The organism is Ottowia sp. VDI28, from assembly GCF_049532675.1.
In the GTDB taxonomy this organism is placed as follows: Bacteria; Pseudomonadota; Gammaproteobacteria; order Burkholderiales; family Burkholderiaceae_C; genus Ottowia.
Genome location: NZ_CP149820.1, coordinates 4,765,579 through 4,790,860, shown reverse-complemented (window position 1 = coordinate 4,790,860; position 25,282 = coordinate 4,765,579). Strand labels below are relative to the sequence as shown.

The following is a 25,282-nucleotide window of genomic DNA, read 5'->3' as shown; positions in this document are numbered from 1 at the left end:
TAATATACGCCCATTGAACCTGAGGCATTCGAGGGTTTTCAAGGAGCAGCATGGCTGAACGGTCCTTTGTCGAGGAAGTCAAGAAGCTGAAGCTCGCGGAAGGCGAGGTGTTCAGTGGCGAAGGCATTCTGGCGGTCACCAAGGCGTTGCTGGAATCTGGTGTGTCCTATGTGGCCGGCTACCAGGGAGCTCCGATTTCTCATCTGATGGATGTTCTGGCCGACGCGCAAGACATTCTGGCCGAGCAAGGTATCCGGTTCGAAAACAGCGCGAGCGAAGCCACGGCCGCCGCCACGCTGGCCGCATCGGTCAACTACCCGCTTCGTGGCGCGGTCACTTTCAAGGCGACGGTGGGCACCAACGTGGCCTCCGACGCCCTGGCCAACCTGGCGTCGGGCGGCGTGACGGGCGGCGCGCTCATTATCGTGGGAGAGGATTACGGCGAGGGCTCCTCGATCATGCAGGAGCGCAGCCACGCCTTCGCGATGAAGTCGCAGATCTGGCTGCTGGATCCCCGCCCCAATCTGCCGTCCATCGTTCAGGCGGTGAAAACCGGTTTTGAACTCTCGGAGGCCAGCCATACCCCGGTGATGCTGCAGTTGCGCATCCGTGCCTGCCATGTGCACGGCCAGTTCGTGGCGGGCGCCAACCGGCCGCCCGAGTTCACGCTCAAGGAAGCGCTCGAGCAGCCGCGGCGCGATGTCGGCCGCATCGTGCTGCCGCCTGCCAGCTTTCTGCACGAGCAGGAAAAGATCAAGGAACGCTGGCCCGCCGCGGTGCGCTTCGTGGAGGAGCGTGGTCTCAATGAGTTCTTCGGGGATGGGGACGGTGAACTGGGTGTAATCGTGCAAGGCGGCAGCTACAACACGCTCATGCGCGCGTTGGAACGCCTGGGCCTGGCGGACGTATATGGCCACACGCAGGTGCCGTTGTATGTCATGAACGTAGCCTACCCGGTAATCGACAGCGAAGTGCTGCGCTTTTGCAAAGGCAAGCGCGCGGTGCTTCTGGTGGAGGAGGGGCAGCCCAACTTCATCGAACAGAACGTGGCCGCCATCCTGCGCCAGGCCGGCGTCACGGCCGGGTTGCACGGCAAGGACTTGCTGCCCATGGCCGGCGAATACACCACCGCCGTGATGATCCAGGGCGCGCGGGCGTTTTTCGAGCGCTACGGCGTTTTGCAGCCGCAGCCCAAGGCGGAGCCGGCGCGCAAGGTGATTCCGCTGGTGGCCGCCACGGACGAAATGCCCGCGCCTGCCGAGGCCGAGCCGCCTATCGAGTCTGTGGTCCATGCCCGTCCGCCTGGGTTTTGCACGGGTTGCCCCGAGCGGCCCATTTTCAGCGCCATGAAATTGGTGGAGCGTGAACTGGGCCCGCATCACGTCAGTGCCGACATCGGCTGCCACCTGTTCTCCATCCTGCCGCCTTTCCACCTGGGCAACACCACCATGGGCTATGGTCTGGGCGCGGCGGGTGCGGCAGCACTCAATGTGCCCGCCGGCAAGCGGGCGATCTCGGTGATGGGCGATGGCGGCTTCTGGCACAACGGCTTGACCAGCGGCATTGCCAACGCGGTTTTCAATCGCAGCGACAACCTCACCGTCGTGGTGGACAACAACTACACCTCGGCCACGGGCGGCCAGGACATTCTTTCCTCCAAGGCGCGCAATGCCACGCGCAGCACAGGCCACGAGATCGAACAGGCGGTGCGCGGCGTGGGCGTGCAATGGGTGCGCACGATGCGGCGCACCTACGACGTGGCCGGCATGCGGGATACCCTGCGTGAGGCGCTCACCACGAAGGAGCCTGGCCCGAAGGTGCTCATCGCCCAATCCGAATGCATGCTCAACCGCCAGCGCCGTGAAAAGCCGATCGTGCGCAAGGCCATTGCCAATGGCGAGCGTGTGGTGCGCGAGAAATTTGGCGTGGATTCAGATACCTGCACAGGCGATCACTCCTGCATCCGTTTATCGGGTTGTCCGTCGCTTTCGATCAAACCCAATCCTGATCCGTTGCGCACTGACCCGGTGGCCACGGTGCTCGACAGCTGCGTGGGCTGCGGCAACTGCGGCGACGTCTCGCACGCAGCAGTACTGTGCCCGTCCTTTTACAAAGCGCAGGTCGTCAGCAATCCCAGCCGCTGGGAGCGGTTGCGCGAACGCCTGCGCGGCACCATCATTGGCTGGCTTCAGCGCGGACAGGCGAAGCGGCGTGAACGCTATGCATTCTGAACCGGGAAAGAACAGAAAGTAGAGAGTCTCACGATGAACGCGGTACAACCCATCAAGATTGCGATCCTGGCCATGGGTGGCGAGGGCGGCGGCGTACTGGCTGACTGGATTGTCGACCTGGGCGAGCACAACGGCTACATTGCCCAGACGACCTCGGTGCCCGGTGTGGCGCAGCGTACCGGCGCCACCATTTATTACGTGGAGCTGTTTCCGAGCGCACGCGCCGAGGAAGACGGCGGCCGGCCCGTGTTGGCGCTGATGCCATTGCCGGGCGACGTGGACGTGGTGCTGGCCTCCGAACTGATGGAGGCTGGCCGCGCCGTGCAGCGCGGGCTGGTGACGAAGGAGCGCACCACGCTCGTGGCTTCCACGCACCGGGTGTATTCCATCGACGAAAAATCGGCCATGGGCGATGGCCGGGTGGACAGCGAGCAATTGTTGAAGCATGCGCAGCGCGCTGCCAAGCGTTTCGTGCGTTTCGACATGGCGCGTGCGGCGGAAGAGGCGGGCAGCGTGATCAGTGCCGTACTCTTTGGCGCCGTGGCGGGCACGGGCGTGTTGCCTTTCAGCCGTGCCCAGTTCGAAGCCACCATCGAGCGCGGCGGTGTGGGGGTCAAGCCCAGCCTGCGCGCTTTCGGGCAGGCCTTCGAGCGGGCGCAGAAGGAGGGAGAACCCGCTCAGCCCGCTGCGGCGGTAGCTCCGCGCGAACCGGCGCCCAAGCATCCTGGGGTACGTGCCCTGGTCGAGCGTGTGCGTCAGGAGTTTCCAGGCGAGGCGCAGGCGGTGCTGTTGGAGGGCGTGCGCCGTCTGATTGATTACCAGGACTTGCCCTACGCTGCGACCTACCTGGATCGCTTGCAGGTAATTCTGTCGAGGGGCGTGCAAGATGGCGGGCGCTTGTTCGAGGCCACCGCGCGTCATCTGGCTCTATGGATGTCCTATGAGGACACCGCCCGTGTGGCCGATCTGAAGACCCGTGCCGCCCGCTTCGAGCGCGTACGAGGAGAGTCTGGCGCGCAGGCGGAGCAACTGCTGGCCATCAACGAATACATGCACCCGCGGCTGCAGGAAATCTGCGAGACCTTGCCTGGCGGCCTGGGCCGCTGGCTGATGCGCTCAGGTGCGCCTCGCCGTCTGGTGGAACGCATGACGCAGAAGGGCCGGGTGGTGCGCACGAGTTCATTGCACGGCTACCTGATGCTGCGCTGTGTGGCGGCCGCGCGCCGATGGCGGCGCGGCACTACGCGCTTTGCTCAGGAGAACACCTTCATCGAGCAGTGGCTGGCGCGCATTTCCGAAGCGGCCGCCTTCAACCCAGCGCTGGCGCTGGAGATCGCGCAATGCCAGCGCCTGGTAAAGGGCTACAGCGACACCCATGAACGCGGCGTGGCCAACTACGAGTTGGTGATGGCGGCGGTTGCCCGCGCAGGCCACACGCTGGCCCCTGCCACCTTGCGCGAACTGCGCGATGCCGCCCTGGCCGACGAACACGGCAAGCAACTGCGTGCCAAGCTCGCGCAGTACGCATTGGGCTGAAACAAGGAGCGTACGGATGAACCACCCGGTGCCCAACACATTGCGCCTGCGAGTCGTCGAGGCGCGCAGTTTGAACCCATTGATCCGCATGCTGCGGCTGGCTTCGGAAGATGGCTCGGCACTGCCGGGTTTTACCGCCGGCGCCCACATCCGCGTGCAGGTCACCCTGCCCGGCGGCCAACAGGATTGGCGGCACTACTCGCTCATCAACCCTTCCGCGCAGCTGGACAGCGCCCTCTCGCCGGCAGAGTATGTCATTGCCGTACGGCGTGAGGATGGGGGACGTGGGGGCTCCCGCTTCATGCATGAGGGCTTGAAGCCGGGCGACGTGCTGCTTGCAGAGGCCCCCAAGAACGACTTCCCGGTGCATGCGGGCGGGGCCCGAGCGGTGCTGGTGGCCGGTGGCATCGGCGTGACGCCCCTGGTCAGCATGGCCGCCAGGCGCCGCGCTGAAGGGGCACCGGTGCTTATGCACTATGCCGGCCGCAGCCGTGAGCTGATGGCCTTTCTGCCGGAGCTGCAGGCTCTGCTGGGCGACGACCTCGTGGTGCATGCCGATGTGGATGCGGGTGCGCCGCTCGGTATCGGTCCGCTGCTGGATGCTTGCCTGGCTGACGATCAACTCTACGTTTGCGGGCCCAAGGTGATGCTGGACGCGGTACTCGCTGCTGCCCAGGCCCGAGGCTGGCCGAGCGGGCGGGTGCACTTCGAGCTGTTCACCGAACCTGTGGTGGAAGAGGGCGACTGTGCCTTCGAAGTGGTGCTGGCGCAATCCGGCAAGAGCTTTACCGTGCCGGCGGATCAAACCATTCTGGATTGCCTCATCGAGCATGGGTGCGATCCCCTGTTCGATTGCAAGCGCGGCGAATGCGGCGTGTGTGCGACGCCGGTGCTCGAGGGCGAGATCGATCACCGCGACTACGTGCTCACGGCCCGGGAGAAAGCCGAGGGCACCGTGATGCAGATCTGCATTTCACGCGCCAAGAGCGCCAAGCTGACTCTTGACATTTGAGCGCTGAAAGAAGCACCGAAAGAAAAAGGAGCCCACGATGACCACTTACCGCGGCAATCCGGATGCGATCCGTGCCCTGGTGCAGCCCGACCGGGTGCACAGGGACCTCTACATCAACGAGGAGCTGTTCGAGCTGGAGCAGGAGCATTTCTTCGCCAATACATGGAACTACGCAGGACATGAAAGCCAGTTGGCCAAGCCGGGTGACTACATCAGCGTGGAGATTGCCGGCCGGCCGCTCATCGTGGTACGGCACACCGACGGCACGGTGAAGGCGATGATGAACCGGTGTGCCCACAAGGGTTCCCGGCTGGTGAGCGCGGCCTGCGGCAACACGGGCAAGTTTTTCCGTTGCCCCTATCACGCCTGGACCTTCAAGACCGACGGATCGCTGCTGTCGATTCCGCTGAAGAACGGCTATGAAGGCACCAACCTGCAGGAATGCGAATCCGCCAAGGGCCTTGTGACGGTGAAAAACGTACGCAGCCATCGCGGCTTCATCTTCGTCAAGATCAACGACACGGGGCCGAGCTTCGAAGAGTACTTTGGCGACTCGCTCAGCTCCATCGACAACATGACCGACCGGTCGCCAGAAGGCGAGCTGGAAATTGCCGGCGGGTGCCTGCGCTTCATGCACCAGTGCAATTGGAAGATGTTCATCGAGAACCTCAACGACACTATGCACCCCATGGTGGCGCACGAGTCCTCGGCGGGCACTGCCAAGAGCATGTGGGCCGGCAAACCCGCGGACGAACCCAAGCCCATGGCCATCGAGCAGTTCGTGCCCTTCATGTCGGAATACAAATTCTTCGAGGACATGGGCGTGCGTGTGTTCGATAACGGCCACAGCTTTTCCGGTGTTCATTTCTCCATCCACAGCAAGTATTCCGCCATCCCGGAATACGACGCCGCGATGCAAGCCGCCTATGGCCCGGAGCGCACGGCAGAGATTCTGGGCTTGGCGCGCCACAACACGGTGTACTACCCCAACCTGACCATCAAGGGCGCGATTCAGTCGATCCGTGTGATCCGCCCCATCGCGGTGGACAAGACCTTGGTAGAGAGCTGGACCTTCCGCCTCAAGGGCGCGCCACCCGAACTGCTGGCGCGCACCACGATGTACAACCGGTTGATCAACTCGCCGTTCTCCGTGGTGGGCCACGACGATTTGCAGGCCTACAGGGGGATTCAAGCCGGACTGCACGGCAGCGGAAACGACTGGGTGAGCCTGCACCGCAACTTTGAGGCGGATGAGGTGGCTGACAAGGACCGTACCACCATCGGCACCAGCGAAATTTCCATGCGGAACCAATACCGTGCCTGGGAGCGCTACATGACCGCGAGCATGGAAGGAGATGCCCAATGAGCACCGTCCAGAAAGAGGATCTGATCGGTTTCGTGGTGCGCGAGTGCCGTTTGCTCGATGAAAAACGCTATGAGGAGTGGAACGCGCTTTTCACTGACGAGGCCTTCTACTGGGTGCCGCTGGTGCCGGACCAGGAAGATGGCCTGCAGCATACCTCGCACCTGTATGAAGACAAGCTTCTGCGCGAGCTGCGCATCGAGCGCCTGAAGAGCCCGCGCGCCTTCTCCCAGCAGCCGCCCAGCCGCTGCCATCACCTGCTGCAAGTGCCCACGGTAGAGACGTTCGATGAGGCCGCCAACAACTATGTGCTGCGCACGGAGTTTCATTACACCGAATCGCAGGGCGACGAACTGCAGTTCTACGTGGGCACCTTCTTCCATCACCTCACGTGGGTGAATGGGGCACTGCGCATGACGCTCAAACGCGTGAACCTGCTGAACTGCGATGCTGCACTGCCAGCGGTGCAGCTCTTTATCTGAAGGACCGGCGATGCATCGCACCGTTCACGACGTTTTCTCGGCCACCGCTGCCCGCACGCCGCAGGCGGACTTTCTGTTCACGGAATCGGTGACCGCCAACGCCTATGGTATCGAGCAAGGGGCCCTGAGCTGGGGTGACGCAGCGGCTGAAATCGAGCGCCTCCGGCAGGCTTACGCACAGGCTGGCTGGGGCCACGGCCACCGCGTGGGCCTGCTGCTGGAGAACCGCCCGGCTTTCCTCATGCACTGGCTGGCGCTCAATGCGCTGGGCGTGAGCGTAGTACCCATCAACGCGGAGATGCGTTCGGCCGAGCTGATCTATCTCATCGGCCACAGTGAAATCGGCCTGGCCGTGACGCTCCCGGAGCGCGCCGCCGACCTGCACGCCGCGGCACGGGAAGCTGGGGTGGCCTTCGCGACCATGGGGGCAGACGACGAGGTGCCGAAGGCGCCCAGCGCCGCGCCGCGTGCCAACGAAGCCATCGGGACGCAGACCGAGTGTGCGTTGCTTTACACCTCGGGCACGACCGGACGGCCCAAGGGCTGCATGCTGAGCAACGGCTATTTCCTGCGCGCCGGCCAATGGTATGCCGAGCTTGACGGCGTGTGCCGCATCCGCCCGGACACCGAGCGCGTCATCACGCCGCTGCCGCTCAACCATATGAATGCGATGGCTTTCTCCACCATGGTGGTGCTGACGGCCGGTGGTTGCCTGGTGCAGCTTGACCGCTTCCATCCCAAGAGCTGGCTGGCCAGCGCGCGCGAAAGCCGCGCTACGATCGTGCACTATCTGGGGGTCATGCCGGCCATGCTCCTGTCTGCCTCACCCTCGGCGGCCGACCGTGACCATGCGATCTGCTGGGGTTTCGGCGCCGGCGTGGACAAGAAGAACCATGCGCCTTTCGAGGAGCGCTTCGGCTTTCCCCTGGTGGAGGCATGGGCCATGACCGAAACCGGCGCCGGTGCCTGCATCATGGCCAACCGCGAGCCGCGCCTGGTGGGCAGCAGCTGTTTTGGCCGCCAGCCCGATTTCCTCGACATGAGGCTGCTCGATGAAGAGGGCCACGAGGCCGGTGTAGATACGCCCGGCGAACTGCTGGTGCGCGCCCGCGGCGCCGATCCCCGGGAGCATTTCTTCTCCGGGTACCTCAAGGACGAGCAAGCCACCAATGAGGCCTGGGCCGATGGCTGGTTCCACACCGGCGATCTGGTGCGCCGCGACGCTGAAGGGAACCTCTTCTTCGTGGACCGCAAGAAGAACGTGATCCGCCGCAGCGGCGAAAACATCTCCGCCGTGGAGGTAGAGAGCGTGCTTAACCAGCACCCGGCGGTGAAGACCTCTGCCGTGGCCGCCACGCCGGACGTGGTGCGTGGAGATGAGGTGCTGGCCTGCATCGTGCTGCGCGAGGACGTGGCCAACGGCCAACCCGCGCACCAATCCACGCACGAACTCGCACAGTTGGCAGAGAGCATCGTGGCGCATGCGCTTGCTCAGTTGGCCTACTACAAGGCCCCCGGCTACGTGGCTTTTGTCGACGCACTGCCGCTCACGCCCTCGCAGAAGATCCAGCGCGGGCAACTGCGTGACCTGGCGCACGCGCTGCCGGGCCAGGCGGGCTGCTTCGACACGCGCACCTTGAAAAAGAGGCAGGCATGAGCAGCCCAACCACCCGCGTGTCTACCCGCACGTCGAAACGCATGTCCTACGAAGGCGTGGCTGTTGCCGTGCCAGTGACAGTGCCCTATGAGCGCTATTCCACCCGCACTGCGCACTGGTTCATCGGCCAGGCGCTGGCAGCCCTGGTGAAGGAAAGCGGTATTGCCAAGGAAGAGATCGACGGCCTGTGCCTGTCCAGCTTCTCGCTGGTGCCCGATACCGCCGTGGGGGTGACGCAGCACATGGGCATCTCGCCCCGCTGGCTGGACCATGTGCCCACCGGCGGCGCCTCCGGCGTGATGTGCCTGCGCCGTGCGGCGCGCGCCGTGCAGGCGGGCGATGCGGACGTGGTGGCCTGTGTGGCAGCCGACACCAATCATGTCGACTCCTTCCGGCAGACCTTGGGCGCCTTCAGCAATTTCGCGCGCGACGCCACCTATCCCTATGGTTCGGGAGGCCCCAACTCGATCTTTGCTTTCATCACGGCCAACTACATGCGCACCTATGGTGCCCTGCGTGAGGACTTCGGCCGTATCGCAGTAGCTCAGCGCACCAACGCGCTGGCCAATCCCAACGCGCTTTTCAAGAAGCCCCTGACGCTTGAAGAGTACATGGCGGCACGGCCGATCTCCGATCCCATCCATCTGTTCGACTGTGTCATGCCCTGCGCGGGCGCCGACGCCTTCCTGGTCATGAGCGAACAGCGGGCGCGCGACCTGGGCTTGCCGCACGTGGTGATCCGCGGTGCCATTGAGCGCCATAACGCGTTTTCCGAAGATCCGGTGATGGTGCAGGGCGGCTGGCGCATGGACCGCGGCGATCTTTATGCCCAGGCCGGTATTCAGCCCAAGGATGTGGACTTCATCCAGACCTACGACGACTACCCGGTCATCGTGATGATGCAGTTCGAGGATCTGGGCTTCTGCGAGAAAGGCGAGGGCCCCGAGTTTGTGCGCTCCCACGATATGACCTATGCGGGTGATTTTCCCAACAACACCAGCGGCGGCCAGTTGTCGGTGGGGCAGGCCGGTGCAGCCGGCGGATTTCTTGGCATGACCGAGGCCATCCGCCAATTGACCGGTCAAGCGGATAAGCGTGCGGTGAAGGATGCCGAACTGGGCATGGTGTGCGGTTTCGGAATGGTCACCTATGACCGGTGCCTGTGCACCGGCGCTGTCATCTTAGGAAAATCTGAATGACGATGCCTTTGATGCGCCCCAAGCGCAAAAATCCTGTCCTGCGTACGCGGCAGATGAACCTGCCGCCCGGCCAGCGCGGCCGTGTGGCACTGGGCATCACGGCCGCAGCAGCCGAAGGCCGCTTTGAATTGCAGGAATGCGAGGACTGCGGCACGGTGCAATACCCGCCGCGCGAGGCTTGCGGGAAGTGCCTGTCGCCTAGCTTGCAATGGCGCCAGCAGTCCGGCGAGGGAGAGTTGCTGGCCAACACCACGCTGCACCACAGCAACGATCTTTTTCCGCGAACGCCTGCCCTGGCGGCTGGGACTGGTGCATCTGGACGCGGGCCCCACGGTCGTGGTGCACCTGCACGGCGAAGTAGGGGAAGCCCCGGTGCGCGTGCGCGTGGGCGCTCGGCTGGATCGCGCCGGACAGGCGGTACTGATTGGATTTCCGAATGAAGGGAGCCCCCATATGGCAGACGACAAGATGCTGCGAGAAATGACCAGCGATCCGAAGTTCCGCAAGGTGCTGGTCACCGACGGTAAAACCCCGGTGGGCCAGGCTCTGGTGCGCGCGCTGGTGAAAGCCGGTGCCGACATCGTTTGGGTTGGCCATGCCGAGCCCTGGAAGAATCTTGGCGGCCTGGACGACATCACCTCGATGCCGCAGGTGGCGCTGGTGCCGCTGGATCTGACCAACGGCCGCCAAGTGAGCCAACTGGCGGGTTCGATCGGCGGCAAGGTGGACATCGTCATCAACAACGCCGAGGTGCACCGTGGTTTCGGCATTGGGTCGCGCCGCGGCACCGACGTGGCCAAGGCCGAGATGGACATCAACTACTTCGGCTTTCTGCGCCTGGCGCAGGAGTTCGGCCCTGCGCTCAAGGGGCGCTCGGCGGACGGCACCACCTCGGCCACCGCGTGGGTGAACCTGCTTTCCATCTACGCGCTTTCCAACTTCCCGCCGCATGGCACCTTCAGCGCGTCCAAGGCGGCGGCTTATTCGCTGGCCCAGTGCCTGCGAGCCGAGATGCGGCCAGCGGGTATCCGCGTGATCAATGTCTTCCCGGGGCCGATCGACGATGAGTGGAACCAACACCTGCCCCCGCCCAAGCTGGCACCTTCCGCTCTGGCCAACGCCATTGTGAAAGCGCTGCGGGATGGCGTGGAAGACGTGTACCCCGGTGACGTGGCCCAGGAATGGCTGGAACGCTGGCGCGACAACCCGAAAGTGCTGGAGCGCGAATTGGCCGCGGGTGGCTGAGGCCGAACTCACTGAAAGAACGAACCATGACGACCGAAACACTGACTTCCGCCGCCAGCGCGCTGGGCGCTTTGGTGAGCGCCCTGGCCAGCAACCGCATCCGCGTGGTGGACCTCACGCAAACGCTGACACCTGAATTTCCGCAAATCGCGCTGCCGCCCGAGATGGGGCAGTGCTGGCCTTTTCGTATCGAGGAAGTCTCCAAATACGACGAACGCGGCCCGGGCTGGTACTGGAACAATTTTTCCTGCGGCGAGCACACCGGTACGCACTTCGATGCGCCGATCCACTGGATCTCCGGCCGCGACCTGCCGAACAACTCGGTGGACACCATTCCGGCGCAGCACTTCGTGGCGCCGGCCTGTGTCATCGATTGCTCCGAAGCGGTGAAGAAAGATCCTGATTACCTGCTCACCGTGGAAGACATCGAGCGCTTTGAAGCCGCGCACGGACGCATTCCGGCCGGGGCGTGGGTATTGATGCGCACCGACTGGTCCAAGCGGCAGGACCCGGAGGCCTATCAGAACTTCGACGAGACAGGGCAACACACGCCTGGCCCCAGCACCGAGGCGGTGCGCTTCCTGGTGGAGCAGCGCGATGTGTTGGGCTTTGGGTCCGAGGCCATCGGCACCGACGCGGGACAGGGCTACCACCTGCGCCCGCCTTACCCCTGCCACTATTTCATGCACGGTGCCGGCCGCTATGGCTTGCAGTGCCTCTGCAATCTGGATCTTCTTCCGCCTGCAGGCGCGGTGCTGATCTGTCCGCCGCTGAAGATCGAGAAGGGCAGCGGCAGCCCCTTGCGTGTGTTGGCATTGGTGGAGGAGTGAGGTGATGCGCGATCAAGACGTGAAGATCAAGCGCGTGGCCGTGGTCACGGGCGGCAGCGCCGGCATCGGCAAGACGATCTGCGAGCAATTGCTGAGCGAAGGGTGCGAGGTCATCTCGCTGTCGCGCCGCGCGGCCGATATCGACCACCCGCGCATGCACAGCGTGGAGGCGGATTTGATGGACCGCGCAGCCACGCTGCAGGCGGCAGCCGAGGTGACGAAGAGGTTTGCGGTCAACACCATCGTGCACAACGCGGGCGTGATTCGCGGTGCGCTCCTGTCCGAGGTCAAGCTGGACGATCTGGACGCGCTGGTGGATCTGCACCTGGGCTCGGCCATCGCGCTCACGCAGGCCGCACTGCCCACCATGAGGGCGCAGCGCTTCGGCCGCATCGTGCTGATGTCTTCCCGCGCGGCGGTGGGTGCGGTGACACGCACCAGCTATTCGGCCACCAAGGCCGGCATGATGGGCATGGCCCGCACCTGGGCACTGGAGCTCGCGCCCGAAGGTATCACTGTCAACGTGGTGGCGCCAGGCCCCATTCGCACCGACATGTTCTATGACGTGATTCCGGCAGGCAGCGAACGCGAGCGGGCGCTGGAGGCTTCCATCCCGGTGCGCCGAGTCGGCGAGTCGGCCGACGTGGCGCGTGCCGTCTCCTTCTTTGCCGATCCGGCGGCCAGCTTCGTGACCGGCCAGGTCCTGTATGTCTGCGGCGGCACTAGCGTGGGCAGCCTGACGCTGTAGCCAAGCCCCAAGCCTCAAAAACACAGGCATCCGAGCATTTTTCCGTGCATCCACTTTTCATCCCGAGTACCAACCCAGAGAGGAATCCCATGAAAGTTACAGCGCGTTTTTGCCTTCGCACCGGTCTGGCTTTCGGCCTGAGTGCGCTTGCCGTGTCCCAGGCTTTCGCCGCCGACCTCAAGGTAGGCTTCATCACCTCGCTGTCGGGGCCGGTGTCCTCGCTCGGTATCCCCTATGACAAGGGGATCAAGGCTGGCGCCGCCTATAAATCCGAGGTGGCAGGCCACAAGATCACCATGGTGTCGCTCGATGATGGCTCGGATCCGAGCACGGCCGCGCGCAATGCGCGCAAGCTGATAGAGGAAGACAAGGTGGATCTGATCATCGGTACGGCCGGTTCGCCGGGCGCACTGGCCATTGCCGCCGTGGCTCGCGAGACCAAGACACCCCTGATCGCCATCGCCAACGCCAACCTGCCGGGCGAGGAGGGCGCCTGGATGGTCACGCTGCCGCAGCCTGCGCCGCTGATGGTGAGTGCGGTGGTGGAGAGAATGAAGCAATCCGGCGTCAAGACCGTCGGCTACATCGGCTTTTCCGACGCCTGGGGCGATCTGGTCTATGACGCGCTGCAAAAGAGCGCGGGCCCAGCCGGCATCAAGGTGCAGAGCAACGAGCGGTACGCGCGCGCCGACAGTTCGGTGGCGGGGCAGGTGCTCAAGATCGTGGCCCAGAAGCCTGATGCCGTGATCACGGGTACCTCGGGTACACCCGGCGCCCTGCCTTATCTGGCGCTGGCCCAGCGCGGCTACAAGGGGCAGATCTATGGCATGCATGCGCTGATCAATCCTGATTTCGTGCGGGTGGGCGGTGCGGCCGTCGAAGGCCTGCTCGCGCCTACCGGACCAGTGATCGTGGCCGAGCAGTTGCCTGAATCGAACCCCATGCGCAAGGTGGCCATGGATTTCCGTGCGGCCTATCAGAAGGCGAACGGCAGCGCGCCGACCGATGCTTTCTCGGCCTACTCGTTCGACGCCTGGCTGGTGATGCTGGACGCCGCCACCCGCGCCAAGGGTGAGCCTGGCACGCCGGCTTACCGCGTGGCGCTGCGCGATGCCATTGTCTCCACCAAGGAGCTGGTGGGCACGCACAGCGTCTACAACTTCAAACCCACGGATCGCTACGGTTCCGACGAGCGTTCGCGCGTGGTCGTCCGGCTCGAAAAAGGGCAGTGGAAGCTCGTGAAATAAACGCACCCAGTCAATGAAGACAGGAGGGAACGGATCCGTGAAGCATTTATTACCGCACCTGACCATTGCCGCACTGGCTGCTTGCACAGCCACCGGCGCCGTAGCCGCCGACACGATCAAGATCGGTTTCATCAGCTCGCTGTCGGGCCCGGTGGCCGCCTTGGGCGTTCCTTATGAGAAGGGTATCCGCGCCGCCATAGCGCAGCAGCCCACTATCGCGGGCCGCAAGGTCGAGCTTATCGTGCTGGACGATGCCTCCGATCCCACCACTGCGGGCCGCAATGCCCGCAAACTGGCGGTGGACGACAAGGTGGACGTGCTCATCGGTACCTCGGGGGTACCTGGTGCCATGGCGATCGCTGCCGTGGCCAAGGAGACCGGCACACCGCTGATCTCTCCCACGCCCGTGGTCATCCCGGGCGAAGAGGGCGCTTGGACCGTGACCGTGTCGCAACCCTTTCCGCTGATGGTGTCGGCGGTGGTGGAGCGCATGAAGAAGGCCGGCGTGAAGACCGTGGCCTTCATTGGCTTTTCCGATGCGCTCGGTGACCTGGCTTATGACTCCTTGGCCAAGGCCGCAGGGCCTGCCGGCATCAAGGTGGTGGCCAACGAGCGCTATGCCCGCTCCGATTCGTCTGTGGCGGGGCAAATTCTCAAGATCGTGGCCGGCAAACCTGATGCGGTGTTCGCCGGCAACTCTGGCACGCCCGGCGCGCTGCCTTACCTGGCGCTGGCCCAGCGGGGCTACAAAGGCCAGATCTATGGCACGCACGGCCTGATCAATGCCGATTTCGTGCGTGTGGGTGGTGCCGCGATTGAAGGCCTGCAGGTGCCCAGCGGCCCGGTGCTGGTGGCCGATCAGCTGCCGGAAAGCAACCCGATCAAGAAGGTGTCGATGGATTTCCGCGCAAGTTATCAGAAGCTCAATGGCGCCATTCCGACGGACGCCTTCTCCGCTTATACCTACGACGCCTATCTCCTGCTGGCCGACGCCGCCAAGCGTGCCAAAGGAGAGCCGGGCACGCCGGCCTACCGGACGGCGTTGAAGGACGCCATTGTCAATACCCGCGAACTGGCGGGCACGCACGGCGTCTACAACTTCAAACCCCAGGACCGTTACGGCTCGGACCAGCGCGCGGTGGTGATCGTGCGCATGGAAAAAGGCCAATGGAAGCTGGCGCCCTGAGCCGGCGCGCTGGAAGCAGGACACCATGTACCGCGACCATCCCGACCGCATACGCGCCCTGGTGCAGGAAGACAGGGTGCACCGCGATCTGTACGTGAGCGACGAGCTCTTCGCGCTGGAGCAGGAGTTTTTCGCCAACACCTGGGCCTATCTGGGCCATGCCAGCCAGATACCCCAGGCGGGCGACTATCTGACCCAGGACATCGCCGGCCGGCCTCTGCTGATGGTGAGGCAGGCCGATGGCGGCATCCGCGTGCTCTACAACCGCTGCGCACACAAGGGCTCCCAACTGGTGAGCGATGCCTCCGGCAATACCGGCAAATTCTTCCGCTGCCCCTATCACGCCTGGACTTACAAGCTGGACGGCGCGCCTCTGGCTGTTCCGGTCAGAAGCGGCTATGAAGGGACAAACCTGAAAAACTGCGAATCCGGTCAGGGCTTGAGTCCGGTGCGCGGCATGGCGGTATACCGCGACTTTGTCTTCGTGCGCCTGTCGGATGAAGGCCCCTCCTTCGAGGATTACTTCGGAGAGGCCTTGCGCGCCATCGACAACCTGGTTGATCGTTCTCCGCAGGGCCGCCTCACGCTGGCAGGCGGCGCCATGCGCAACATCATTCATTGCAACTGGAAGATGTACCTGGAGAACATCAATGACACGGTGCATCCCATGTCCACGCACGAATCGGCCACGCGCGCGGCCGACGCGCTGTGGGAAGGCCGCGCGGAGACCGAGCCCAAACCCATGGCCATGGAGCAAATCCTGCCCTTTGGCGCCGGCTACGAATTCTTCGACCAGATGGGCGGGCGCGTGCTGCCTCATGGCCACAGCGTGCTGGGGACGCGGTTTTCCATTCATTCCAACTACGCGCGGCTGGACGGCTACGAGGAAGCCATGCGCGCGGCGCACGGCGAAGAGAGGGCGAACGAGGTGTTGACGCGCTCGCCGCAGAACTCAGTGCTCTTTCCCAGCCTGTCGGTCAAAAGCTCCCCTCAGGCCATCCGCGTGATCCGCCCTCTGGCGGCGAACCGCACCTTGGTGGAGGCCTACGCTTTCCGCGCGGAAGGTGCGCCCGAGTTGCTGTTCGAGCGGTCCCTGAGCTACAACCGGCTGGTGTTTTCGCCGATGTCCGTGGTGGCGCATGACGACGTACATTTGTTCGAGAGCATGCAAAAAGGCCTGCGGGCTGGTGGCAACGAGTGGGTGAGCCTGCATCGAGACCACCGGCCTGGCGAAGCCGAGTCGGGCGCGCAAGATGTCAACGGCACGAATGAACGGTTGATGCGCAACCAGTTCCATGCCTGGGCAGATTTCATGACCAGCCGGATGGGGGGCGGCGCATGAGCGGCGATCCGTTGCTGAGCGAGCCGGCCTTGTGCCGCTTCGTCACCGGCGAGGCAGCCCTGCTGGATGAAGGCCGGTGGGAGCAGTGGCTCGAACTCTTCACTGAAGACGGCCGCTACTGGGTTCCCTTGCTGGGGCGCCATCAGGAAGATGCGCATTCCTATAACTCCATTGCCTATGAAGACCGGTTGCTGCTGGCGCTGCGCATCCGGCGCCTGCGCGACCCGCGCGCGCACTCGCAGCACCCGCCCAGCCACTGCCAGCACGTGCTGCAGATACCGCGTGTGGAAAGCCTGGATGCCGAAGCAGGGGCAGCCGTGTTGCGCACCCCTTCCTGTATGTCGAGGCGCGAGGCGAGGACCAGTTGGTGCTCGCCGGCAGCTATCGCCATGAGTTGACGCGCACGCCCGACGGCCTGCGCATGCGGCAAAAACGTGTGGATCTGCTGGCGGCCGAACGCGCGCTGCCAGCGGTGCAACTGTTCATCTGACAACCCTGTCCTTTGAGGAGCCCGTGATGAAGAAGAGCTTGACACTGACCATGACCCGCTGCGCAGCCGCCCTGGCCTTATCGGCCGCGGCTGCCTCCGCCGCGCTTGCGGCAGATTTCAAAGTAGGGTTGAGCGTATCGCTCTCGGGGCCCAACTCGTCACTGGGCGTGCCCTACTCCAAGGGCATGGCCGCCGCGCAAGCCTACAAGGGTGAGATCAACGGACGCAAGATCCAGCTCATTGTGCTGGATGACGGCAGCGATCCGACCACGGCCGGCCGCAATGCCCGCAAGCTGGTCGAAGAAGACAAGGTCGACGTCCTCATGGGCACTTCGGGCGTGCCCGCCGCCATTGCCATGGCCCAGGTGGCCAAGGCGAGCCAGACGCCCATGATCGGCCTCACCCCGATAGCGCTGAACCCGGCTGACAACCCTTGGGTGATGACGGTGGCCCAACCCACCCAGTTGATGGTGGACGCGGTGGTCGAGCGCATGAAGCGCAACAAGGTCAAGACGGTGGGCTACATAGGCTTTTCCGACGCATGGGGCGACCTTGTGTACGAGGCGCTCATCAAGTCGACGGCCAAGGAAGGGATCAAGGTGGTGAGCAATGAGCGCTATGCGCGTGCCGATGCCTCCGTCACTGGCCAGATACTCAAGATCATGGCGCAGAGGCCCGACGTGGTGATGACCGGCGGCGCGGGCACGCCTGGTGCCTTGCCATTCCTGGCTTTGCAGGAGCGCGGGTACAAGGGCCAGATCTATGGACAGCATGGCCTCATCAACCCGGATTTCGTGCGTGTGGCGGGCGCCTCGGCACAAGGCGCGCTGATGCCCACGGGGCCGATCATTGTGGCCGAGCAACTGCCGGCCGACTACCCCACCAAGAAAATCAGCCTGGATTTCCGCGCGGTTTACCAGAAAGTCAACAACGCGCCTTCGTCAGACGCCTTCTCGGCTTACTCCTTCGACGGCTGGATGGTGTTTGTCGATGCGGCAACCCGCGCCATCAAGGGCGGCGAGCCGGGCACAGCGGAATTCCGTGCCGCATTGCGCGACGCGATCTTCAGTACCAAGGAAGTGGCGGGCACACACGGCATCTACACCTTCAAGCCCGGCGATCTGCACGGCGTTGACCAGCGGGCCCGCGTCATCGTGAAGCTGGACAAGGGCCAGTGGACGCTGGCGCCGTGAGCGTGCCACGCGCCGCCATTGATCTGATTTTGGAAGGACCCCTCAAATGACATGGGACGTGGCACTCATCCTGGGCATCGACGGCCTGGCGAACGGTGCTGTTTATCTGTTGGCCGGCCTGGGCCTCGTGCTGATCTTTTCGGTGACCAGGGTGGTGTTCGTGCCTTTCGGCGACGTGGCGGCCTTCGCGGCCCTCACGCTGGCTGCCTTCGAAACCAACCGCATGCCGCCCACGATCGGGCTGGTGCTCACGCTGGCGCTGCTTGCGCTCATCACGGAGATCGTCTCGCTGCTGCGGCGAGGAGAGGTTGCGGGCATTCCCAAGGCGCTGCTGATGTGGGGGGTATTGCCCGCCATTCCGTGCCTGCTGGCTTGGCTGGCGGCACGCATGGGGGTACCTGCCGCACTGCAAATCATGGCCAGTGTGCTGCTGGTGGTGCCCATCTCGCCGCTGCTGGCGAGGGTGGTCTACCAACCCATCGCCGATGCGTCGGTCCTGGTGCTGCTCATCGTCTCGCTGGCGCTGCACTTTCTGCTGTCGGGCCTGGGCCTGCTGTTTTTTGGGCCTGAGGGCTCCCGCACAGCGCCGCTATTCGACGGTATGTTGACGTTGGCGGATGGCTTCACGGTGAGCGGGCAGGTGATCCTGATGGTGATTTCGGCAATCGTTCTCAGCGGGCTTTTCTTCCTGGTTTTTGAGCGCACGGTCGCGGGCAAGGCGCTGCGTGCCACGGCGGTCAACCGCATAGGGGCGCGGCTGGTGGGTATCCGTCCGGCGCGCACCGCCATGCTGGCCTACGGTTGCGCCTCGCTGCTGGCAGGCCTGATTGGTGTGCTCATCGCGCCGGTGACCACCATGTATTACGACTCAGGCTTCATCATCGGCTTGAAGGCCTTCGTGGCGGCCATCATCGGCGGCCTCGTGAGCTATCCCTTGACCGCCATAGGCGCTATCGCCGTGGGCCTGGTGGAAAGCTTCGCCTCATTCTGGAGCGGGGCGCTGAAAGACGTGATTGTGTTCAGCCTGCTCATTCCTGTGCTGATGTTGCGCTCTTTCCTGATGCCGCAAGCTGATGAAGAGGAAGAAGAGGTGGACCAATGAGTGCCGTATTTCGCTTCCGGCTGCTGATTGGCCTGATTGTGGTTGCCATCGCGTTCGCGCCACTGGTCCTGGGCAATTTCAGCGTCTCGCTGCTCAACGATATCGGCATCGCCACCCTGGTGGCTTTGGGTCTGGTGCTGCTGACTGGTGTGGGCGGAGCTACCTCCTTCGGGCAGGCGGCGTTCGTTGGCATCGCTGCTTACTCCACGGCATGGCTGACTACGGCGCAAGGGCTTTCGCCCTGGCTCGGGTTGGTCTTCGCGCTGGCGCTCACGGGCCTCTCGGCGCTCGCCATCGGCATGCTGACGTTGCGGCTGGGCGGACATTTTCTGCCGCTCTCGACCATTGCCTGGGGTCTTTCGATTGCGATGTTGTTTGGCAATGTGGATGCGTTGGGCCGCCACACGGGGTTGTCGAACATCCCGCCGCTGTCCATCGGCAGCCTCTCGCTGTCGGATGCGCGGACCATGTACTACCTGATCTGGGTGATCGTGGGGCTGGCCTTTCTTTTCAGCTACAACTTGCTGGCCTCGCGCCCCGGCCGGGCCATTCGCGGCCTGCGCGGCGGTGCGGTGCTGCTGGCCAGCGTGGGGGCCGATGCCTACAAGGTGCGTCTGGCGCTGTTCGTGCTGGCGGCCCTCCTGGCGGGCATCGCCGGCTGGCTCTATGCCCACATGAACCGTTTCGTGAGCCCGGCGCCGTTCGACGTGCGCGTCAGCATCGAGTACCTGCTGATGGCGGTGGCGGGGGGCTGGGGCAACTGGCGGGCGCGCTGGTAGGCGCCGCGTTGGTGCTGGTGGCGAAAAACACGCTACAGGATGTGCTTCCGCTGATCACCCAATGGGCCGGGCAACTCGAGGCCATTACTTTCGCGGCGCTGTTCATCCTGCTCCTGCACTTCGCGCGCGGCGGGCTGATGGGATTCCTGCGCCGCGTCATGGGCGGCCGTTTGCATGCCCCAGGGTCGGCCGATCAACTGACCCCGCCCGCAGTGCCGCTGCCGCACCGGCAGTTGCCTGAGCGCGGTGCCCGCATCCTCTCGGTGCAGGGGGCCGTCAGGCGCTTTGGCGGCCTGATCGCGGTGAATGACGTGAGCTTTGATGTGAACGCAGGCGAGATCGTCGGCCTCATCGGGCCGAACGGCGCGGGCAAGTCAACCATGTTCAATCTGCTGACCTGTACCCTGCCTATGAGCGCGGGTAAGGTGACTTTCCTGGGGCGCGACATCTCGGGCATGCCGCAGCGCGAGGTGGCGCGCCTGGGCCTGGCGCGCACGTTCCAGCACGTGAAGCTGCGCCCGCACATGAGTTTGCTGGACAACGTGGCCCTGGGCGCTCATTCGCGCACCCGCGCCGGCATGCTCAAGGCCGGGCTGCGGCTTGACCGCGAAGAAGAGCGCCAGATCCTGCATGAGGCCATGCGCCAACTGGAGCGCATCGGCTTGGCAGACCGCGCGCACGAACTGGCCGGCAGCTTGCCTTTGGGCACCCAGCGCATTCTGGAAATCGCCCGTGCACTGGCGGCTGATCCTGTGCTGCTGGTGCTGGATGAGCCCGCTGCCGGCCTGCGCCGCAAGGAAAAGATGGCTTTGGGCGATCTGCTCCGGAAGCTGCGCGACGAGGGCGTGACCATCCTTATCGTGGAACACGACATGGACTTCGTGATGAAACTGGTGGACCGCCTGGTGGTGATGAACTTCGGCTCCAAGCTGATAGAGGGCCTACCTGCGGAGGTACGTGCCGACCAGCGCGTGCAAGCCGCCTACCTGGGGAGCGTTGTATGAGCACGCCCATGCTGGAGATTGGTGACCTGCACGTATCCTATGGGCAAGTGGATGCCGTGCGCGGCGTATCGCTTTCGCTGAACGCCGGCCAGATCATTTCCGTGATCGGGCCCAACGGCGCGGGCAAGACCACGCTGCTGGCCGCCACCATGGGCTTGCTGCCTTCCAAGGGTGTGCTGCGCTTCGAAGGCGAGGACTTGCACGGGCTGGATGTCGAGGCGCGTGTGGAGCGCGGCCTGTGCCTGGTACCCGAGAAGCGCGAGCTCTTTGGGGAACTGACGGTGCTGGACAACCTGCAACTGGGGGCCTACTCGAAGCGCCTTTCAAGCCAGGCCCTGCGGCAGCGTCTCGACGAGGTCTATGCGCGCTTTCCGCGCCTGGCCGAGCGCCGGTCGCAGCGCTCCAATACGCTCTCGGGCGGCGAGCGGCAGATGTTGGCGGTCGGCCGCGCACTGATGTCGCAGCCGCGCCTGTTGATGCTCGACGAGCCCAGCCTGGGCTTGGCGCCTCTGATTGTGCGCGACATCCTCACGATCGTGCGCAAGCTTCGGGACGACGGTGTTTCGATCCTGCTCGTCGAGCAGAACGCACGGGCTGCGCTGGAGAGTTCGGACGAAGGCTACGTGCTGGAGACCGGCGAGATCGCGCTGCATGGCGAGTCGCAGTCGCTGGCCAATGACCCCCGTGTGCAGGCAACTTACCTGGGCGGAGCCACGGATGAAGATGACTGAGTTGGGTAATGGCTACAACGTGCTGCCCGCATCGGAGCGCACGCTGCCGCACATGCTGCGCCGCCAGGCCGCGCTCTTCGGCGGCCGCGCCGCCATGACGATCGGCGATACGCACTGGACCCATGCCGAAGCCGCTTCTGCGGTGGCGCGGCGTGCGGCCCTTTTGCGACAGGCAGGTGTGCAGCGTGGCGACCGGGTTGCGCTGATGTGCGGCAATCGCATCGAATGCATCGAGACCTTCCTGGCCTGCGGCTGGATGGGGGCCGTGGCGGTGCCGATCAACACCGCCGCCATGGGACCGCAGATTCAATACTTCCTGGCCAACAGCGGGGCGAAGCTGCTTCTGATCGATGAGGATTTCATCGGACGGTTGCAAACCGCGGATCTGTCGCAGTGCGCGCTGCAGACGCTCTGGCTGGTGGGCGAAAGCGCCATTGGCTCGGCAGGGGGGCTGCGTGGCGTGGCCTTTCCTCAAGGCAGAGACGTGGAAGGCGCTCCAGCGGCGGACATCGCACCGGAGGATCTGCTGGCGATCCTCTACACCTCGGGTACCACCGGCCCATCGAAGGGGGTGACCTGCCCGCATGCGCAGTTCTATTGGTGGGGTGCCCATACGGCTCGCATACTGGGAGTAGGTGATAGCGATGTCCTGGCGACGACGCTGCCGCTTTTCCATATCAACGCGCTGAACACCTATGCGCAGGCCGCACTCACGGGCGCCGAAGTGGTGTACTTGCCGCGCTTTTCCGCTTCGGGCTTCTGGCCGGTCATGCGTGAGTGCCGCGCCACGGTGGTGTACCTGCTGGGCGCCATGGTTCCCATTCTGCTGGCGCAGCCTGAAAATGAGGGGGAGCGCGGCCACCACGTGCGCATTGGCCTCGGGCCGGGCGTACCCGCTGCGGCAGGACAGGCCTTTCGCCAACGTGCCGGCGTGCAACTGCTCGAAGGCTATGGCTCCACCGAGACCAATTTCGTTATTGCCAGCCGCCCTGATGCGCCGCGCGGCGGCGTCATGGGGTGGCTGCAGCCTGGCTTTGAAGCACGCGTGGCCGATGCAAGCGATGCGGAGCTGCCCGATGGCGAAGCCGGGGAGTTGCTCCTGCGTGCCAGCGAGCCCCATGTCTTCGCGAGCGGCTACTTCAACATGCCGGACAAGACCGAAGAAGCCTGGCGGGGCGGCTGGTTCCATACCGGCGACCGCGTGGTGCGTGAACACGACGGGGCCTTTCGCTTCATTGACCGGACCAAGGACGCGATTCGCCGGCGCGGTGAGAACATCTCCTCTTACGAGGTAGAGCAAGTACTGCAGAGCCACCCTGCAGTGGCTACCGTGGCGGTGTACCCCGTACAGTCTGAGTTGGCGGAAGATGAGGTGATGGCCTCGCTCATTCCCTGCCCTGGCGAGCATCTCGATCCACGGGAGTTGGCAAGTTATTGCGAATCGCGCCTGCCTTACTTCGCCGTTCCGCGGTATATCGATGTGGTGGAAGATTTGCCACGCACGGAGAACGGAAAAATCCAGAAATTCAAGCTGCGCGAGCGCGGCGTCACGCCCACCACCTGGGACCGCCTGCCCGGCGGCGCCCGATCTGGCGCGCATGCGGCCGCGAATCGTGCATGAACAAGGTGCCCCTATGAACGAGTCTTCTCAAGGTGCCTTCTCGCGCGAGCGCCTCATCCGTTTTTCCGATTGCGATCCCGCGGGCATCGTCTTCTACCCGCAATACTTCGTGATGTTCAATGGCCTGGTGGAAGACTGGGTGGATGACGGACTGAGCGTGGGTTTTCACAAGCTGATCATGGATCGGCGCATCGGTTTGCCCACGGTGCGCCTGGAGGCGGATTTCCGCGCAGTGAGCAGGATGGGCGACAAGGTGCTGCTGCAACTGCGGGTGGAGCGCCTGGGGACACGCTCCATCACGCTGGATTCGCGCTGCGTCGCCGCTGCCGATGGCGAAGTGCGCATGCAGATGCGGCAAGTGCTGGTGACGACCTCGCTGCAAAGCCATCAGGCCGTGGAGGTTCCCGCCGATATCCGGGATGCCATTGCCCGGCTGCACAGCGCTGCTTTCTAGTCTTTATCTTGCCGGCGGTTCAGAAGATATAGCAACTGGGCCTTGGCTTCAGGCCATTCCCCGGCCACCATGCTGTACATCACGGTATCGCGCACGGTGCCGTCGCGCCGCAGGGCATGGTGGCGGATCACGCCATCCCTGCGGGCGCCCAGCCGTTCAATAGCCCGCTGGCTTGCGAAGTTGAAATTGTCGGTACGCCAGCCCACCACGGCGCAACCTAGCGTATCGAAGGCGTGGCCCATCATGAGCAGCTTGCAGGTGGTGTTGACGTGCGTGCGCTGCACGCTCTGGCGGTACCAGGTGTAGCCAATCTCCACCCGTTTGAGCGCCGGCACGATGTCGTGGTAGCTGGTGCTGCCCAACACTTTGCCGCTGGCATCATCGCGCACGGCGAAGGCGAAGCGGCTGCCCGCCTCACGCATGGCCAGGGCGGTTTCGATGTAGGCACGCGTTTCCTGTGGTGCCGGCACGGAAGTGATCCGCAGCTCCCAGAGCTTGCCATCGGCGGCGGCTTCGGCCAGGCCTTCTTCATGGCTGAGCGCGAGTGGCTCCAGGCGCACGCCATTGAGGCGTAGGGTTACAGGAGATACGAAAGGCGGAGTTTGGAGTGTCATGCGGTCAAGGTCCCTGGCGGGACTGGCGGCGGGTGTACCAGCGGCGCGCCAACTGCAAACCGGCGCCGCCTCCAAGGCCGATGAGCACAATGCCCAGCATGGCCGGCCCCGTATAGCCGTCCGGAGCAAAGGCATTCCAGCCAAACAGCAAGCCGAGCCCGCGTCCCAGCAAGGCGCCTGCCACGAAACCCACGGCCTGGCTGACGCCCTGCAGCAGCATCTCGCCAACAGCCGGGGTTCGGTTCTCCTGCATGGGCGGCTTTGCCATACCTGCCTGTTCAGCGATTGCGCTGGTTCATGAAGACCAGCTTCTCGAACAGGGTGACGTCCTGCTCGTTCTTCAGCAGCGCGCCCACCAGGGGAGGCACCGAAACCTTGCTGTCAGCGCTTTGCAGTGCGGTCAGGGGGATGTCTTCGGCCACCAGGAGCTTGAGCCAGTCAAGCAGTTCGCTGGTGGAGGGCTTTTTCTTCAAGCCAGGCAGGCCGCGCACGTCGTAGAACACCTTCATCGCGGCGGCGAGCAGTTCCTGCTTGAGTTTCGGGAAGTGCACGTCGACGATCTGGCGCATCGTCTCGGCTTCCGGGAACTTGATATAGTGGAAAAAGCAGCGGCGCAGGAAGGCGTCAGGAAGCTCTTTCTCGTTGTTCGAGGTAATGAACACCAGCGGACGGTGCTTGGCCTTGATCAGCTCGCGCGTTTCGTAGCAATGGAATTCCATGCGGTCGAGTTCGCGCAGCAGGTCATTCGGGAATTCGATGTCGGCCTTGTCGATCTCGTCGATCAGCAGCGCCACCGGTTCCTCGGCCGTAAAGGCCTGCCACAGCACACCCTTGACGATGTAGTTGTGGATGTCCTTCACACGTTCGTCGCCCAGTTGCGAGTCACGTAGGCGACTCACGGCGTCGTATTCGTAGAGGCCTTGCTGCGCCTTCGTGGTGCTTTTGATGTGCCACTGCAGCAGGGGAAGGCCCAGGGATTGGGCGACTTCCTCGGCCAGCATGGTCTTGCCGGTACCCGGTTCGCCCTTGACCAGCAGAGGCCGTTTGAGCGTGATGGATGCGTTGACCGCCAGCATCAGATCTTGAGTGGCGACGTAGTTCTCGGAGCCTTGAAATTTCATGTCGGATAAGAGAGCAGAACGAAGGGATTTCAATAAAAGGGGCACCAGAGACGGTCGATTACAATCTTCCGCTGATCCGGATCAAACCAACGTGA

21 protein-coding genes and 2 pseudogenes are annotated in these 25,282 nt (G+C 64.0%); 20 read left to right on the top strand and 3 right to left on the bottom strand.

Annotation, left to right across the window (positions count from 1 at the left end; genetic code table 11):
- Window positions 1–50 precede the first annotated feature (50 nt).
- From WJU18_RS22905 to WJU18_RS22810, 20 genes and pseudogenes are all read left to right on the top strand, one after another.
- Entirely contained in the window at window positions 51–2,231 is a 2,181-nt protein-coding gene (locus WJU18_RS22905) for a thiamine pyrophosphate-dependent enzyme (protein ID WP_423455839.1), read from the top strand.
- A gap of 33 nt (window positions 2,232–2,264) precedes the next feature.
- A complete protein-coding gene (locus WJU18_RS22900; RefSeq protein ID WP_423455837.1) occupies window positions 2,265–3,767 on the top strand; it encodes an indolepyruvate oxidoreductase subunit beta family protein in 1,503 nt (500 codons plus the stop codon).
- A 16-nt stretch (window positions 3,768–3,783) separates the two neighbouring features.
- Complete coding sequence (locus tag WJU18_RS22895) at window positions 3,784–4,779, top strand: PDR/VanB family oxidoreductase (RefSeq protein ID WP_423455836.1); 996 nt, start codon at window positions 3,784–3,786, stop codon at window positions 4,777–4,779.
- A gap of 37 nt (window positions 4,780–4,816) precedes the next feature.
- Window positions 4,817–6,145 carry an aromatic ring-hydroxylating dioxygenase subunit alpha gene (locus WJU18_RS22890; protein ID WP_423455834.1) on the top strand — a complete coding sequence of 443 codons (1,329 nt, stop codon included), beginning with the start codon at window positions 4,817–4,819 and terminating at the stop codon, window positions 6,143–6,145.
- On the top strand, window positions 6,142–6,624 hold the full coding sequence (locus tag WJU18_RS22885) for an aromatic-ring-hydroxylating dioxygenase subunit beta (protein WP_423455833.1): 483 nt from the start codon (window positions 6,142–6,144) through the stop codon (window positions 6,622–6,624). Before WJU18_RS22890 ends, WJU18_RS22885 begins: the two co-directional genes overlap by 4 nt.
- A 10-nt stretch (window positions 6,625–6,634) precedes the next feature.
- Window positions 6,635–8,281, top strand: a complete 1,647-nt coding sequence (locus tag WJU18_RS22880; RefSeq protein ID WP_423455831.1) for an AMP-binding protein — start codon at window positions 6,635–6,637, stop codon at window positions 8,279–8,281.
- Window positions 8,278–9,480, top strand: a complete 1,203-nt coding sequence (locus tag WJU18_RS22875) for a thiolase family protein (protein ID WP_423455829.1) — start codon at window positions 8,278–8,280, stop codon at window positions 9,478–9,480. The genes WJU18_RS22880 and WJU18_RS22875 overlap by 4 nt, the downstream gene beginning before the upstream one ends.
- Window positions 9,477–10,725 (top strand): annotated as a pseudogene (locus WJU18_RS22870) (SDR family NAD(P)-dependent oxidoreductase). Before WJU18_RS22875 ends, WJU18_RS22870 begins: the two are co-directional and overlap by 4 nt.
- 26 nt (window positions 10,726–10,751) lie before the next feature.
- Window positions 10,752–11,555, top strand: coding sequence for a cyclase family protein (locus WJU18_RS22865; RefSeq protein ID WP_423455827.1), 804 nt, complete (start codon window positions 10,752–10,754; stop codon window positions 11,553–11,555).
- 4 nt (window positions 11,556–11,559) lie between these two features.
- Entirely contained in the window at window positions 11,560–12,303 is a 744-nt protein-coding gene (locus WJU18_RS22860; RefSeq protein WP_423455826.1) for an SDR family oxidoreductase, read from the top strand.
- An 89-nt stretch (window positions 12,304–12,392) separates the two neighbouring features.
- Window positions 12,393–13,550 carry an ABC transporter substrate-binding protein gene (locus WJU18_RS22855; protein ID WP_423455824.1) on the top strand — a complete coding sequence of 386 codons (1,158 nt, stop codon included), beginning with the start codon at window positions 12,393–12,395 and terminating at the stop codon, window positions 13,548–13,550.
- Between the two features lie 37 nt (window positions 13,551–13,587).
- Window positions 13,588–14,736, top strand: a complete 1,149-nt coding sequence (locus WJU18_RS22850) for an ABC transporter substrate-binding protein (RefSeq protein WP_423455822.1) — start codon at window positions 13,588–13,590, stop codon at window positions 14,734–14,736.
- 25 nt (window positions 14,737–14,761) lie between these two features.
- Complete coding sequence (locus WJU18_RS22845) at window positions 14,762–16,078, top strand: aromatic ring-hydroxylating dioxygenase subunit alpha (RefSeq protein ID WP_423455821.1); 1,317 nt, start codon at window positions 14,762–14,764, stop codon at window positions 16,076–16,078.
- Complete coding sequence (locus WJU18_RS22840; RefSeq protein ID WP_423455819.1) at window positions 16,075–16,476, top strand: aromatic-ring-hydroxylating dioxygenase subunit beta; 402 nt, start codon at window positions 16,075–16,077, stop codon at window positions 16,474–16,476. Before WJU18_RS22845 ends, WJU18_RS22840 begins: the two co-directional genes overlap by 4 nt.
- Window positions 16,477–16,594: 118 nt before the next feature.
- The gene (locus WJU18_RS22835) at window positions 16,595–17,761 is read left to right on the top strand and encodes an ABC transporter substrate-binding protein (RefSeq protein ID WP_423455817.1); all 1,167 of its coding nucleotides are present in this window, start codon (window positions 16,595–16,597) and stop codon (window positions 17,759–17,761) included.
- A gap of 46 nt (window positions 17,762–17,807) precedes the next feature.
- On the top strand, window positions 17,808–18,863 hold the full coding sequence (locus tag WJU18_RS22830) for a branched-chain amino acid ABC transporter permease (protein WP_423455816.1): 1,056 nt from the start codon (window positions 17,808–17,810) through the stop codon (window positions 18,861–18,863).
- Window positions 18,860–20,646: pseudogene (locus WJU18_RS22825) on the top strand (ATP-binding cassette domain-containing protein). Before WJU18_RS22830 ends, WJU18_RS22825 begins: the two are co-directional and overlap by 4 nt.
- Window positions 20,643–21,377 (top strand): ABC transporter ATP-binding protein, encoded by a 735-nt coding sequence (locus WJU18_RS22820; RefSeq protein WP_423455815.1) that lies wholly within the window; start codon window positions 20,643–20,645, stop codon window positions 21,375–21,377. The pseudogene WJU18_RS22825 and the gene WJU18_RS22820 overlap by 4 nt, the downstream one beginning before the upstream one ends.
- Entirely contained in the window at window positions 21,364–22,998 is a 1,635-nt protein-coding gene (locus tag WJU18_RS22815; RefSeq protein WP_423455814.1) for an ATP-dependent acyl-CoA ligase, read from the top strand. The genes WJU18_RS22820 and WJU18_RS22815 overlap by 14 nt, the downstream gene beginning before the upstream one ends.
- Window positions 22,999–23,011: 13 nt before the next feature.
- A complete protein-coding gene (locus WJU18_RS22810) occupies window positions 23,012–23,452 on the top strand; it encodes an acyl-CoA thioesterase (protein ID WP_423455812.1) in 441 nt (146 codons plus the stop codon).
- On the opposite strand, the gene WJU18_RS22805 is transcribed toward WJU18_RS22810, so the two are convergent.
- Genes WJU18_RS22805 through WJU18_RS22795 form a run of 3 tightly spaced genes read right to left on the bottom strand, consistent with a single transcriptional unit; the run spans window position 23,449 to window position 25,187 of the window.
- A complete protein-coding gene (locus WJU18_RS22805) occupies window positions 23,449–24,066 on the bottom strand; it encodes a GNAT family N-acetyltransferase (RefSeq protein WP_423455810.1) in 618 nt (205 codons plus the stop codon). The two genes, WJU18_RS22810 and WJU18_RS22805, sit on opposite strands and share 4 nt — an antisense overlap.
- A 4-nt stretch (window positions 24,067–24,070) precedes the next feature.
- Window positions 24,071–24,334 (bottom strand): hypothetical protein, encoded by a 264-nt coding sequence (locus WJU18_RS22800; protein WP_423455808.1) that lies wholly within the window; start codon window positions 24,332–24,334, stop codon window positions 24,071–24,073.
- 10 nt (window positions 24,335–24,344) lie between these two features.
- Window positions 24,345–25,187: an AAA family ATPase gene (locus WJU18_RS22795; RefSeq protein WP_423455806.1), complete on the bottom strand. Its 843-nt coding sequence runs from the start codon at window positions 25,185–25,187 to the stop codon at window positions 24,345–24,347.
- Window positions 25,188–25,282 lie beyond the last annotated feature (95 nt).